13 protein-coding genes are annotated in these 12,031 nt (G+C 59.3%); 8 read left to right on the top strand and 5 right to left on the bottom strand.

Annotation, left to right across the window (positions count from 1 at the left end; genetic code table 11):
* Positions 1-76 precede the first annotated feature (76 nt).
* The 3 genes from JJD66_RS11600 (at position 77) to JJD66_RS11610 (ending at position 3,195) form a co-directional block, all read left to right on the top strand.
* Entirely contained in the window at positions 77-2,071 is a 1,995-nt protein-coding gene (locus JJD66_RS11600; protein WP_200648192.1) for a DNA cytosine methyltransferase, read from the top strand.
* The gene (locus tag JJD66_RS11605; RefSeq protein ID WP_200648193.1) at positions 2,064-2,690 is read left to right on the top strand and encodes a hypothetical protein; all 627 of its coding nucleotides are present in this window, start codon (positions 2,064-2,066) and stop codon (positions 2,688-2,690) included. The genes JJD66_RS11600 and JJD66_RS11605 overlap by 8 nt, the downstream gene beginning before the upstream one ends.
* A gap of 229 nt (positions 2,691-2,919) precedes the next feature.
* The gene (locus tag JJD66_RS11610) at positions 2,920-3,195 is read left to right on the top strand and encodes a pyocin activator PrtN family protein (protein ID WP_122484411.1); all 276 of its coding nucleotides are present in this window, start codon (positions 2,920-2,922) and stop codon (positions 3,193-3,195) included.
* Here JJD66_RS11610 and JJD66_RS11615 read toward each other — a convergent pair.
* Positions 3,170-4,321 (bottom strand): site-specific integrase, encoded by a 1,152-nt coding sequence (locus tag JJD66_RS11615; RefSeq protein ID WP_200648194.1) that lies wholly within the window; start codon positions 4,319-4,321, stop codon positions 3,170-3,172. The genes JJD66_RS11610 and JJD66_RS11615 overlap by 26 nt on opposite strands.
* Positions 4,322-4,424: 103 nt before the next feature.
* On the opposite strand from JJD66_RS11615, the gene dusA reads away from it, so the two are divergent.
* The gene (dusA, locus tag JJD66_RS11620) at positions 4,425-5,435 is read left to right on the top strand and encodes a tRNA dihydrouridine(20/20a) synthase DusA (protein WP_200648195.1); all 1,011 of its coding nucleotides are present in this window, start codon (positions 4,425-4,427) and stop codon (positions 5,433-5,435) included.
* Between the two features lie 125 nt (positions 5,436-5,560).
* Here dusA and JJD66_RS11625 read toward each other — a convergent pair whose 3' ends face one another.
* Positions 5,561-6,307 (bottom strand): hypothetical protein, encoded by a 747-nt coding sequence (locus JJD66_RS11625; protein ID WP_200648196.1) that lies wholly within the window; start codon positions 6,305-6,307, stop codon positions 5,561-5,563.
* A gap of 414 nt (positions 6,308-6,721) precedes the next feature.
* Here JJD66_RS11625 and tal point away from each other — a divergent pair, with 414 nt between their 5' ends.
* Positions 6,722-7,648 carry a transaldolase gene (gene tal, locus JJD66_RS11630; protein WP_003189693.1) on the top strand — a complete coding sequence of 309 codons (927 nt, stop codon included), beginning with the start codon at positions 6,722-6,724 and terminating at the stop codon, positions 7,646-7,648.
* Positions 7,649-7,847: 199 nt separating this feature from the next.
* Here the strand turns inward: tal and rssC are convergent, their stop codons facing one another.
* Entirely contained in the window at positions 7,848-8,330 is a 483-nt protein-coding gene (gene rssC, locus JJD66_RS11635) for an anti-sigma factor antagonist RssC (protein WP_003172602.1), read from the bottom strand.
* The gene (gene rssB, locus JJD66_RS11640) at positions 8,330-9,511 is read right to left on the bottom strand and encodes a two-component system response regulator RssB (protein ID WP_054899086.1); all 1,182 of its coding nucleotides are present in this window, start codon (positions 9,509-9,511) and stop codon (positions 8,330-8,332) included. The genes rssC and rssB overlap by 1 nt, the downstream gene beginning before the upstream one ends.
* A gap of 276 nt (positions 9,512-9,787) precedes the next feature.
* Between rssB and JJD66_RS11645 the strand changes: the two genes are divergently transcribed.
* Positions 9,788-10,084 carry a PilZ domain-containing protein gene (locus JJD66_RS11645; RefSeq protein ID WP_105226181.1) on the top strand — a complete coding sequence of 99 codons (297 nt, stop codon included), beginning with the start codon at positions 9,788-9,790 and terminating at the stop codon, positions 10,082-10,084.
* Positions 10,085-10,146: 62 nt separating this feature from the next.
* Here the strand turns inward: JJD66_RS11645 and JJD66_RS11650 are convergent, their stop codons facing one another.
* Positions 10,147-10,836: an MlaA family lipoprotein gene (locus JJD66_RS11650; protein WP_003189688.1), complete on the bottom strand. Its 690-nt coding sequence runs from the start codon at positions 10,834-10,836 to the stop codon at positions 10,147-10,149.
* A 195-nt stretch (positions 10,837-11,031) separates the two neighbouring features.
* On the opposite strand from JJD66_RS11650, the gene JJD66_RS11655 reads away from it, so the two are divergent.
* Positions 11,032-11,640: an HAD family phosphatase gene (locus JJD66_RS11655; RefSeq protein WP_200648197.1), complete on the top strand. Its 609-nt coding sequence runs from the start codon at positions 11,032-11,034 to the stop codon at positions 11,638-11,640.
* 111 nt (positions 11,641-11,751) lie between these two features.
* Positions 11,752-12,018, top strand: a complete 267-nt coding sequence (locus JJD66_RS11660) for a DUF4404 family protein (RefSeq protein ID WP_057975699.1) — start codon at positions 11,752-11,754, stop codon at positions 12,016-12,018.
* Positions 12,019-12,031 lie beyond the last annotated feature (13 nt).

A 12,031-nucleotide genomic window follows, 5' to 3' on the forward strand; every position in this document is an offset into this window, starting at 1 on the left:
GATACGCGCACTGATACACAACACAGGCGGGTCTCGGGGAGCTGCAACTCCCCCACTGCTTGAAAGGAGAAGCACCATGCTTAAACGTACCCTCACCCACTTCCACCTCTGCTGCGGCCTCGGCAGCGGCGCCGCTGGCTTCAGCGACTCCAAGCCTGTCCTGGGCACTGTGCAAGCTGAATGGCGCTGCCTGGGCGGCGTCGACGTCGATCCGGCCGGCCTTCGAGACTTCCAGATGATGACCGGTGTACCTGGCACGTTGATGGATCTGTTCACCCGCGAGCAATACACAGCTTTCCACGGCCAGCAGCCACCAGCTGGCTGGATAGAAGCTACCGCCGAGGATCTGCGCCGCGCCGCCGGCAATGAAGATCCGGACGCAGTGTTCATCAGCAGCCCCTGCAAGGGCGCGTCCGGTCTGCTTTCCGAGACGATGAGCCAAACACCCAAGTACCGGGCGCTCAACGAGCTGACGTTGCGGTGTGTGTGGCTGATGTGCGAAGCCTGGAAGCACCAACCGGTGAAGCTGATCGTGTTCGAAAACGTGCCGCGCCTGGCGACCCGTGGCCGCTACCTGCTGGACCAGATCACCAAGCTGCTCCGCCATTACGGCTACGCGGTGGCGGAAACTACCCACGACTGTGGCGAAATCGGCGGGTTGGCACAGAGTCGGAAGCGTTTCTTGCTTGTGGCCAGGCACGTCGAGCAGGTTCCGGCATTCTTGTACGAACCTGAAAAGCGCAGCCTGCGCGCTGTCGGTGATGTGCTGAGCCGCATGCCCCTGGCCGGCGATATCGATCAGGCAGGGCCGATGCACCGGGTGCCGGCGTTGCAGTGGAAAACTTGGGTACGCCTTGCCCTGGTAGAGGCAGGGAAGGATTGGCGCAGTCTGAGCCGGTTTGCGATCGAGGATGGTTACCTGCGCGACTTCGTGATCGTGCCGGAATATCGCGCGGGTTATATGGGGGTGCACGACTGGCAGGACACCGCCGGCACTGTCGCCGGCCGGTCGAGCCCAACCAACGGCAAATTTTCCGTTGCGGACCCTCGGCCCACCACCAAGTTTGAATACACCCAATACGGCGTGCTGCCCTACAACCGCCACTGCGGTGTGGTCACAGGCCAACGCAGCCCTGGGCAAGGGACATTCAGCGTTGCAGACCCGCGCATGAGCGGCGAGCGGCACAATAACGTGTTCCGGGTAGTTCGCAACGACCAAAGTGCCGGCACTGTCACCGCAGGGCATGGCCCCAGCTCCGGCGGGCAGGCGGTGGCCGACCCTCGACAACCGTCCAAGGGCTTCGGCAAGTACCTGGTCACCGACTACAGCAAGCCGGCCGGCACCGTCATCGCCGGCAGCACCACCGGGCAAGGCGCTTTCGCCGTGGCAGATCCTGCTTATAAAAATTGGCACCCGAACGCCAGCACCCAAAAGCTGCGGATCACGCCCTGGTGCGAGAACGCTAAAACCGTGACTGGCTCGCAGCAGGTCGCAAGCGGTGCTTTATCGATCGCAGATCCGCGCCCGGGCATGTCGCGCTCCAAGGGCGATGCGTATCTGACCGGCGGGCACTATGGAGTGGTCGACTACAACACGCCGGCCGGCGCAGTGTCCGCCAGCGCCTGTCACGACAATGGCCGGTGGTCAGTTGCCGATCAGCGCATGCCGGCGCCCAACGACCGCCTGACCTGCATGATCACAAGCCTCGACGGCACCTGGCACCGGCCCTTCACGACCTTGGAGCTGGCGGCGCTGCAATCGCTATTTGACCCAGAGGACCATTGGTCAGCAGACCCGCAGACCGCCCATGAGATCGAACGGATGCAGCGCGTTCGCAAGATCGAACAGGCGGGGGTCTTCCGGCTGGACGGCCTCAACGACGGACACCATCGGGAGCGGATAGGCAACGCGGTGCCGCGCGCAGCAGCAAGGGCGATGGCGGATGTGTTCGGCACGACCCTTCTGCTTTCCGAAGCTGGTGAGACGTTCATGCTGAGCAATGTGTCGGTTTGGGTGCAGCCGGTAGCTATTGCTCTGAGCCTAGCGCAGCAGGAGGTTAGTCATGTCTGACCAATTCTTTTTGCAGGACAGCCGCAGCAATGTCGGCAGCAGGGCCATGTTCTGGCGCGAGGGTGGCGGCTATACGTCGAACCTCAACGAGGCTGAGCAGTTCAACCGCGAACCAGCGCTCAAGCAGTACGAATGCCGCGAAACCGACCTGCCCTGGCCAGTGGAGTACGTTCGCACCAGGGCAGAGGTCGGGGTTGACTGCCAGTACCTCACCAAATCAGAGGCTGAGGCCTACCGCAACGAAGACGGCCGCGTTTATGTGGCCTACACACGCGAGTGGGACGGCAATGATCTGGTGTGGCGCGGAGGCAGAGGTCCAACAGGCAATCTGGAAGACGCCATCCATCCAGGGGCTGCAGATGCCGCTGAGTACTTGGCCCAAGGCTTTGAGCTTTGGCCAGGCGGATACATCGTCGAGCGTTCACGGCCGGTGGTCCGGGCTGCGCTGCTCGACCACAAGCTGGCAATGCGCTCCGTCGCCCTCAAGCTGCCCAAGCTCAAGCGCCCGCGCAACCGCATCTGCAACGACCGACTCAACTGCGAAGGTTGCGGGCGTTTCCTCAGCGAGCGTCAGCGCTTCGATGACTGCCCGAACTGCGGCGCGGGGAATGCACCATGACCGTATTCCTTTTGCTTTACCTGTGCGCGGATGCGACCCGTACGGATTGCCAGGTGGTGAGGGCTGATAGCTGGAGCGGCTCTACCGCCTATGAGCAATGCGCCGACGCCTTATCTGGGCTAACAGAGGCGCTGACGGCCCCCAACCAAAAGCGGCATCGGTTTGTCTGCGAGGTCCAAGGCGACAGCGCAAAACCCGCAGAGCATAAGACTCTGCTTGGAGAGATCCGATGAATACAGCCTTCATTCTTATGGCCCAATACGACGGACAGGCGATTATCCCGCTGGAGCTGGTGTGCCGGGATTACTTCACGCATCTGACGCCTGACATGTTGCAGCGCAAGGTGATGAGTGGTCAGATCAAATTGCCCATCACACGCTTAGAGCGGAGCCAGAAATCGGCGAAGGGCATTCACCTTTCCGACCTGGCGGCCTATCTCGACCTGCAGCGCGCCGCCGCAGTTAAAGAGCACAACCAGCTCAACGGGTTAAAACACGCCTTTTGAGCCATTTCATTGATGCGGCGCCCAGTTGGACGGGCGCCCTCAATATCTTGTCGTGCCACTCCCATCCCAAATAACGATCCCCCTTGCCCCGCAGGTGGGTGTATCGCCGCATCGAATTCCAATCCCGATGGCCGGAAACACTCGCCACACGCGGAATATCCCAGCTCATTTCAAACAGGCGGCTGATGCCTTCATGTCGAAGGTCGTGGAAGTGCAGGTCCTGGATTTCCAGAAACTTGCAGGCTTTCGTCCAAGAAGTGGAAATCGACTCAGGACTGTATGGGAATATATCGTCGCCGGCCTTCGGCATTGTCTGGACGATCTGCCACGCCTCATCCGGCAGGTAACACCAAACATCGTTGCCGATCTTTTGCCCTGGGTTTTTCATGTCACGCACCAGCACTCGCTGGCCGGCCTCGTCGAGGTCTGCCCAGCGAATTCGGGTGATCTCATCGAGCCGGCGGGTGGAGAACAGGGCAAAGCCCACAACCTTCAGCATGCATATGACGGTCGGCCGCCTCGCCTGCATGGCCTGGTAGTGCGTCAGCACACGTCCCAGTTCATCGAGTGTCGGCCGGCGGTCACGCTCACGGCTTTTCAGGTTGTAGCCCAGCTTGCGTAACACACGCCGCGCACCGCCCATGGCGAGCGGATCGACCTCGTAGCCCCATGCGTCTTTGGCAATTGCCAGCACTGCGCCGAGGTGCGCCAGGTCATTGCCGGCGGTCTGTGGCTGAACACCGCCGCCGTCCGCGCTCATTCGCCAAAGTGCGTAATCGACCAGGCACTGGGTGTTGATATCCGTATCGGTCAACTTGCCCAGATAAGTCTCACCAATCGCATTGAGCGTGCCGCGCTTGGTTTTGCCCAGCGGCTTGGCTTTCTCAACTTCGACCAGGTATCGATCAGTCATTTCTTTGAGCGTGGCACCCTTGCGGTTTGCGCGCTCGATCGCACCAGGTTCATCCAGCTCCGCTCCGCGTTTACGCGCCCAAGCCTGCGCGGCCTGTTTTCGGGCGAAGGTCTGGCTCTCTTGGTAGACTTGCACTCCGTCGCGCTTGATGCGGATCTGAGCCGTGTAGCTCACAGTCCCATCCGCCAGTTTTCTTGCCCTGATAGTCGCCATATCGAAAGTGGTACGCGTCAGTTTTGAAGTGGTACATCGTACCACCGAGACCTGAAAAACGCCTGAAAACGCCCCAAAACACGCCTAGAACACGTTGAGTAAAATGCTAGATAAACAAAGCTTTAGCCCAGCAGAATCAAGCCCCGCACTGTCTCGGCGCTTCAGCGTTGCCCCCATGATGGACTGGACCGACCGCCACTGCCGGTTCTTCCTACGCCTGCTCTCCAAGCACGCCCTGCTCTACACCGAGATGGTCACCACCGGCGCTATCCTCCACGGCGACCACGAGCGCTTCCTACGCCACAACGAAGCCGAGCACCCGCTGGCCCTCCAGTTGGGCGGCAGTGTCCCTGCCGATCTGGCCGCCTGCGCCCGCATGGCCGAAGCCGCGGGTTACGACGAAGTGAATCTGAACGTCGGCTGCCCCAGCGACCGGGTGCAGAACAACATGATCGGCGCGATCCTGATGGCGCACCCTGCCCTGGTGGCGGACTGTGTAAAGGCGATGCGCGATGCGGTGTCGATTCCGGTGACGGTGAAGCATCGTATCGGGATCAACGGCCGGGACAGTTATGCCGAGCTGTGTGATTTCGTCGGGACGGTGAAGGATGCCGGTTGCACCAGCTTTACCGTGCATGCGCGGATTGCGATTCTGGAGGGGTTGTCGCCCAAGGAGAACCGGGACATTCCGCCGTTGCGTTATGACGTGGCGGCGCAGTTGAAGCGGGACTTTCCGGAGTTGGAGATTAATCTCAATGGTGGGATCAAGACGCTGGAGCAGTGTCAGGAGCATTTGCAGACGTTTGATGGGGTGATGCTGGGGCGGGAGGCTTATCACAATCCGTATCTGTTGGCGGAGGTGGACCAGCGGTTGTTTGGTAGTGAGGCCCCGGTGATCAGTCGGGCGCAGGCGTTGGCGCAGTTGCGACCTTATATTGCTGAGCATTTGGCCAGTGGTGGGACGATGCATCACATTACTCGGCATGTGTTGGGGTTGGGCACGGGGTTTCCAGGGGCGCGCAAGTTCAGGCAGTTGTTGTCGGTGGATATTCATAAGGCGGCGGATCCGTTGGCGTTGCTGGATCAGGCGGGGACGTTGTTGGAGGGGCGGTGATTGGTCGAGTGTCAGGCAAGTGCTCATTGGGTGTACCGGCGCTATCGCAGGCAAGCCAGCTCCCACATATTTAGCGGTGATTGCAAGGGCGCGGCAGGTGCTGCCGGCCCTTGCTGCACTGTTGCTTAGTTTTCCGGCACTGTTCCTTTGGGCACAGTTACCCATTGGTCGGTGTCGCGGTTATACCTTTTCCAATCTGTATCGGTCCTGACTTTTCGGTAAAGCGTGTTGAATGTGGTGCCGCCGAGTATTTGAAATTGAACTTCACCACCTGGCGTTTTGCAGTTAACCAACCCCAGAATGGGTGAGTTCGGGTTTACTTGCAGTGCATACACGGCGTCGCCAAAAGTTCCGGTGGTGGCGTAGTCCAGTGCAAAACTCACGAACTGACTTTTCGGGGTGTCGCTGGACTGTAAGGCGAGCAGTCGCATTGTCGTGTAGGTGGCACCGTTGAAACCCAGCGCGTGTAGGTCAGGCCCATCGATGGCCCAGTACTCTTGGGGTGTGCCGCCTCCTTTGACGTATTTGTCCAGGTCGTTCTGCGCCTTGGAGTAGATCACCCCGGCCTTGAGTTTCTGGACGTGCCAATTGTTGGTGTCCGCGCTCTCATACGCGCGGTACACCCAGGTGGCAGGCGCAGTCACTCGGGTATCGGTGATCTTGCCGCCGTAGGATGAGGTCAGTTCGTTTTCCTTTTCCAGGGTGCGGCTCCCCATGGGTTTACCAGCCTTGGCAGTGTCAATGATGCCACGCATTTCCTGGGTATCGTAACAACCGGCGCTGAGGGCCTGCTGTACCGTCACATCGGCAAATACCGTTGTTGAACAAATAAAACCGAGGGCGGCGAATAGTGTTGATATATTCCGTTTCATTACATCTCTCCTTTGCTTTCAAACTAACGAACAAGCAGATTTTAATAAACAGGCACACACGCACTTCACCGCAGACAGTTATGTCATCAGAGTTTTTATCGGCCCAAGTTAGCGCTTGCCAGTCAGGTATAGCACAAGTAAAAACAGCAACAACTAAAGAGCTGGAAAATAAACTTTTCACAACTTCAAAACACTGATATCACCTTTATCAACTGGCTTGAAACCGGTGGCGCAGGACGGGTGGAATCCGGTTGAACCTAGCTGCGATTTTGCCCTCCAATCGAGCACCACGGCCGGTAATTCAAACGGCCGTTTCCAGGTTATTGCCCTCGCAAACGACCTATCGCATTTGCGCCCTTGAGCGCCTGCCAGCGCTCGGGTAATGTCACTAGACCCACAGGACAGAGCACGCCCATGACTTCCAAGCTGGAACAACTCAAGCAATTCACCACCGTCGTAGCCGATACCGGCGATTTTTCCACCCTCGCCAAGCTCAAGCCGCAAGACGCGACCACCAACCCTTCCCTGCTGCTCAAGGCTGCGTCGATTCCTGGCTATGCCAAGCTGCTGGATGAGTGTGTGCAGGACTGCAACGGCGATGTGGGCCTGGCCAGTGACCGCTTTGCGGTGGCGGTGGGTCAAGAGATTCTCAAAGTAGTGCCGGGCCGTATTTCCACTGAGGTGGATGCGCGCCTGTCGTTCGACGAGGCCGCTATTCTCAAGCGTGCGCACCGTCTGATCGACCTGTACGACAAAGCCGGCGTCAGCCGCGACCGCGTGCTGATCAAGATCGCCTCCACCTGGGAAGGCATCCGCGCGGCCGAGAAGCTGGAAAAAGAAGGCATCCAGACCAACCTGACGCTGCTGTTCTCCTTCGCCCAGGCCGTCGCCTGTGCCGAAGCGGGTGTGTTCCTGATTTCGCCATTCGTAGGCCGTATCTACGACTGGTACAAGAAGGCCAACGGCAACGACTACACCGGTTCCGATGACCCGGGCGTGCAGTCGGTGACGCGCATCTATAACTACTACAAGGCTAACGGCTACAAAACAGTGGTGATGGGTGCGAGCTTCCGTAACCTCAGCCAGATCGAGGAACTGGCCGGTTGTGATCGCCTGACCATCAGCCCGGACCTGTTGGAGAAGCTGGCAGCCGATGAAGGCAAGCTGGAGCGCAAATTGGCGCCAGGCCATGCCGGTGAAGCCCGTGTGCATATGACTGAAGCGCAGTTCCGTTGGGAGTCCAACGAGGACGCGATGGCGACTGAGAAGCTGGCGGAGGGGATTCGTCAGTTTGCTCGGGACCAGGAGAAACTGGAGGCGTTGTTGTCGGCCAAGCTGTAAAGGCAGATAGCGGCAAAAAGGGCGGCACCTGTGAGGGTGTCGCCCTTTTTTTGCCTCGGTGTCACCGCCGTCCAGTGTGGGAGCTGGCTTGCCTGCGATAGCGGTGGGCCAGCCAACACTTCATCGACTGACACTGCGTAATCGCAGGCAAGCCAGCTCCCACATTGGACTGTGTGTGTATGTTTGGGCAGGGAGGCCGTCAGTGCCGCTCGAGGGCGTTGACGAGGTCGTGGAAGGCTTCGCGGTTGGACTCATTCAAGCCCATCAGGATCTTGTGCGCTTCCAGCACCTTGACCCGCACCACTTCCTCGGACTGGTCCTGGGACGGCAGGTCGGTGAGGCATTCCGGGCACGGGATGGGGCGGTCAACGATGTTGAACACCTGGTCAAAGCCCATGGATTGCAACAGACGGGTGATGTCTTCGTGGGTGGTGACCACGGTCGGCAATAGGCCGACCTTCTGCCGCGACAGAATGGACAATTTGGCCAACAGGCCCAGGGTGGTGCTATCGATGCTGCGCGTTTCGGTCAGGTCGATCACGATCGCCGAGAAGTTCAGCGCGGTGAAGATCCGCTCGATCGTCGCATCCAGGGCCGAACACAAGGTCAGGCGCACTTCACCGACAAACTTCAGGACGAAGGTCCCGTCTTGCTCGGCGAATTGGATTCTTCCGGTACTCATCAAAGATTCCTGCTCAACACCAATAGGGCGATATCATCCGGCATCTCCCCTAGTGTGGCCAATCCAAAAACCTGCCGCAGGCCATCCAGGCTGCCGCCCGCCGACTTGACCTTTTGGGGCAAGGCGGCTTCTTTCTCTTTGAGTGTAGGCTCTGGAAGAAGGTCCAGAATACCGTCGGACATCAGCGTCAGGCTGAAGGTCGGCGGCAGTTCCAGGATGTGGTCTTCGTAGGTGGCTTCGTTAAACAAGCCTACGGGCAGGCCACGCCCTTCCAGGTAGCGCACACTGTCAGGAGTGTACAAAACAGGCATCGGCAGGTGGCCGCCAATGCTGTAGGTCAAAAGACCGGTTTCTTCGTCGATCACGCCGCCGACCATCGTTACGTGCTTGCCCAGCTTGCAGCTGATCAGGCCCCGGTTGATGTGGCCCAGCACCTCGGAGGGAGTGAACTCCGGCAAGGTGCCATTGCGCTTGGACTCGAACAACAGCCGTGTGGTCATGAACTTCAACAACACGGTAACAAAGGCAGAAGACGCGCCGTGGCCGGAAACGTCGGCCAGGTAGAACGCCACGCGGCGCTCATCGACACGGAAATAGTCGACAAAATCACCCGACAGGTACAACGACGGGATGATCTGGTGGGCAAACGTGAATTCGTCAATCGTCCAGGGGCTCACCGGCAGCATATTCATCTGCACCTGGCGACCGGCGTTCTGGTCTTCCTGCAGCAGGTTCAGGCTGGCTTCGAGTTCGCGGTTGGCGGTCTCGAGCTTTTCGCGGTAGCGCTGGTTTTCCAGGAGCAGGCGTGCACGGTCCAGGGCGCGGCGCACCGAGTGCTCCAGCACGGCCAGGTCTTCCAGGGGCTTGATCAGGTAATCGGCGGCGCCCAGGCGCAAGGCTTCAACGGCATCGTTCATGACACCGGCACCGGACACGACAATCACCGGCGTTTGCGGGGCAAGGTCGGTCACCTGGCGAATCAGCTCCAGGCCGCCCATCTGGGGCATGCGCAGGTCGCAGATCACAAGGTCGGGCTTGTCGCGCTCGAATACCTGGAGACCCTGTTGGCCATTACTGGCCTGCAGGACGCTGAAGCCACTGTCTTCCAAGTAGGCCGCGAGGCTCGCGCGCACTACTTCGTCGTCATCGATAATCAGCAGCGTGGCACTGGTTTTTTGCATGTGGGCAAACGGCGCCAGAATTAGGTTGGCGTAGGCGGCTCGGCAATGGCCGGGCTCACGTACTGGATTCGCTTTCTAGCCTCTCTGTCCTACAAAGCATTGGGATTTGGCCCATGCACAACGGTAAAGCAGAGGTGCCCTTCTAAGGCGCAGACGGTACTCCCATCCGTGAGGGGTTTCAAGCTCATGCCGATGGTCGCCGGGCGTCTTTACACCGCAAATCACCGGGAGTTATAAGAACCCTCACAACCACAACGCAAAGTAAGGATGGATGCTGTGAGCGAGCACGAGCGCGACTACGCCGAAAAACGCGATTTCATCCGCATGCGAATAGATGCCGATGTGTCTTTGATCCATGCCGGGCAGGAGATTGCCGGTACCTGCGTGGACCTCTCCAGTTCCGGCATGCAGGTGCAGGCACCTCGCCAGTTCACTGTGGGCGACCTGCTGACCGTGCGCATTGATTCAGAGCACGCGGCCCTCAAAGGCCTTGAGGCCGATACAGAGGTGGTGTGGACCAAGGCGGCCGGAGACGAGCAGCAACTAGGCTTGAAGATTTTGAAAATGCGCTGAAAAGCGCGCACAAAAAAGGCGACCTTACAAAGGTCGCCTTTTTCATTTCAAAACGTCACAGCTTAAAAGTCGTCAACGACCTTGCCGTCCTTGACCTTGAACTCGCGGTTCTGCAGGTAAGCGTTACGAATGAAGGTGTACTTGTCGCCGCTGATCAGCTTTTCGCTGTCGAGCAGGCTGGCGCGCACGTCAACGACGTTGAGGCCGAAGGTGCTGTTACGCCAGCCGATGTCGTTCATGTAGCGGTACGGTTGGGTGTAGCTGTCGACGTATTTGGACGGCGCATCACGCAAGGTGCTTGGGCCCAGCAACGGGATCATCACGTACGGGCCACTGCCCACGCCCCAGTAGCCGAGGGTCTGGCCGAAGTCTTCGTCGCTGCGCTGCAGCCCCATTTTGGTGCCGACGTCGATAAAGCCCAGTACGCCAAATGTGGTGTTAACCAACAGGCGGGCGGTGTCGACGCCTGCGTTGTGCGGCTTGAGCTGCAGCACGTTGTTGGCCAGGTTGCCGACATCACCGATGTTGCGGAAGAAGTTGTGAACGCCGTCCTGCACAAATTGTGGGGTAACGAACTGATAGCCTTGGGCAATTGGCTTGAGGGCATAAGTGTCAACGGTATCGTTGAAGGTGAAGATGGGGCGGTTGACACTTTCCCACGGGTCATCTTCCGAGGCCGCTTGGGCAGCGAAAGGTGCCAACAGGATGGTGGCACACACCGATAGCTGAGCGAAGTACTGGCTCCAGCGCATAGCTTTTGCTCCTTGAATGGTCTGTCATGGGCGCTATGCCCTGAATAAGGCTGTCAGTATATGACGGAAGTGTCGATTTAGGCAGCTACCTAGAATCGTCTTAGGGAAAATGCACAAAATTCCTACAAATATCGACAGTGTCATCCCCTTGTCATGCCGCCCCGATAGCGTGGCAGCTATTTCAGGGACGTTCAGATGCCACACGCCGAGATTGCCGTCGCCGCCGCCCCCTCATTGACCGCCGTGTTATTTGGCCTGAGTGGCTGCCTGGTGGATTTTGGTTCCTTGGCCCGCACCGACTCACCTTGCGCCGACGCCGAGGCCACGCCAGGCGCGTTGAAAATCCTGCGCAGCCTCAAAGAACAAGGCGTGCCCTGCGCCTGGCTGGACGAACTGCCTCCCGCCGTGACCACGCCACTCTGCGCCGGCCTGCCTGGCTGGCTAAAGGCCGCCTCGCCCTCCTCCATTCGCTGGCCTGCGCCCCACGCCTGCTGGCAAGCGCTGATGGAGTTGAACATCGAACGTCTGGAAGGCTGCGTACTGGTCAGCGGCGAGCCGCGTCTGCTGCAATCGGGCCTGAATGCCGGTTTGTGGACCATCGGTCTGGCCTCCTGCGGTTCGCTCTGCGGCCTGTCGCCCCGGCAATGGCAGGCGCTGACCGAGCAGCAACGCGAACACAAGCGCGGCAAGGCCACAGTGGCGCTCTATGGCCTGGGCGTGCACTCGGTGATCGACCATCTCGGCGAACTCGGCACCTGCCTGGCCGACATCCGCCTGCGCCAGCTCAAGGGCGAGAAGCCCTGATCGAGATCATGCACAGTTGGCCCCAGTGGATTAATCTACAGGTCAGCCCGTAGACCTTTCGCGGTGCGCCGCGGTCTATGCCAGTGCCTATCGATAAAAGGAAAGAACGTCATGCCTGATCGCGAGAAGTTACAACAGCAGGCCGATATTGTGCGTGAGCAACTGGAGAATCATCCCGAGTTGCCCGCCGAGAAACGTCAAGCATTGGAAGAGTTGATCGCCAAATTCGAAGTCCAGCTGAAAATGGAACCGGCCACCCAGACGCCCAGCATCGCTGACGATGTGAACCGGGCAGTGGAAGGTTTTGAACTGGACCATCCAGGCATTGCCGGGACGTTGCGCAATATCGTGCTGACCCTTGGCAATATCGGCATCTAACACGAGCCCAAGC

It is taken from the genome of Pseudomonas sp. MF6751 (assembly GCF_016613265.1).
Classification (GTDB): domain Bacteria; phylum Pseudomonadota; class Gammaproteobacteria; order Pseudomonadales; family Pseudomonadaceae; genus Aquipseudomonas; species Aquipseudomonas fluorescens_BV.

What these genes read in the sequence shown, in the direction of transcription:
- JJD66_RS11600 (WP_200648192.1), top strand. Translation starts at nt 77, where the DNA reads ATGCTTAAACGTACCCTCACCCACTTCCACCTCTGCTGCGGCCTCGGC.
- JJD66_RS11605 (WP_200648193.1), top strand. Translation starts at nt 2,064, where the DNA reads ATGTCTGACCAATTCTTTTTGCAGGACAGCCGCAGCAATGTCGGCAGC.
- JJD66_RS11610 (WP_122484411.1), top strand. Translation starts at nt 2,920, where the DNA reads ATGAATACAGCCTTCATTCTTATGGCCCAATACGACGGACAGGCGATT.
- JJD66_RS11615 (WP_200648194.1), bottom strand. Translation starts at nt 4,321, where the DNA reads ATGGCGACTATCAGGGCAAGAAAACTGGCGGATGGGACTGTGAGCTAC.
- dusA (WP_200648195.1), top strand. Translation starts at nt 4,425, where the DNA reads ATGCTAGATAAACAAAGCTTTAGCCCAGCAGAATCAAGCCCCGCACTG.
- JJD66_RS11625 (WP_200648196.1), bottom strand. Translation starts at nt 6,307, where the DNA reads ATGAAACGGAATATATCAACACTATTCGCCGCCCTCGGTTTTATTTGT.
- tal (WP_003189693.1), top strand. Translation starts at nt 6,722, where the DNA reads ATGACTTCCAAGCTGGAACAACTCAAGCAATTCACCACCGTCGTAGCC.
- rssC (WP_003172602.1), bottom strand. Translation starts at nt 8,330, where the DNA reads ATGAGTACCGGAAGAATCCAATTCGCCGAGCAAGACGGGACCTTCGTC.
- rssB (WP_054899086.1), bottom strand. Translation starts at nt 9,511, where the DNA reads ATGCAAAAAACCAGTGCCACGCTGCTGATTATCGATGACGACGAAGTA.
- JJD66_RS11650 (WP_003189688.1), bottom strand. Translation starts at nt 10,836, where the DNA reads ATGCGCTGGAGCCAGTACTTCGCTCAGCTATCGGTGTGTGCCACCATC.
- JJD66_RS11655 (WP_200648197.1), top strand. Translation starts at nt 11,032, where the DNA reads ATGCCACACGCCGAGATTGCCGTCGCCGCCGCCCCCTCATTGACCGCC.
- JJD66_RS11660 (WP_057975699.1), top strand. Translation starts at nt 11,752, where the DNA reads ATGCCTGATCGCGAGAAGTTACAACAGCAGGCCGATATTGTGCGTGAG.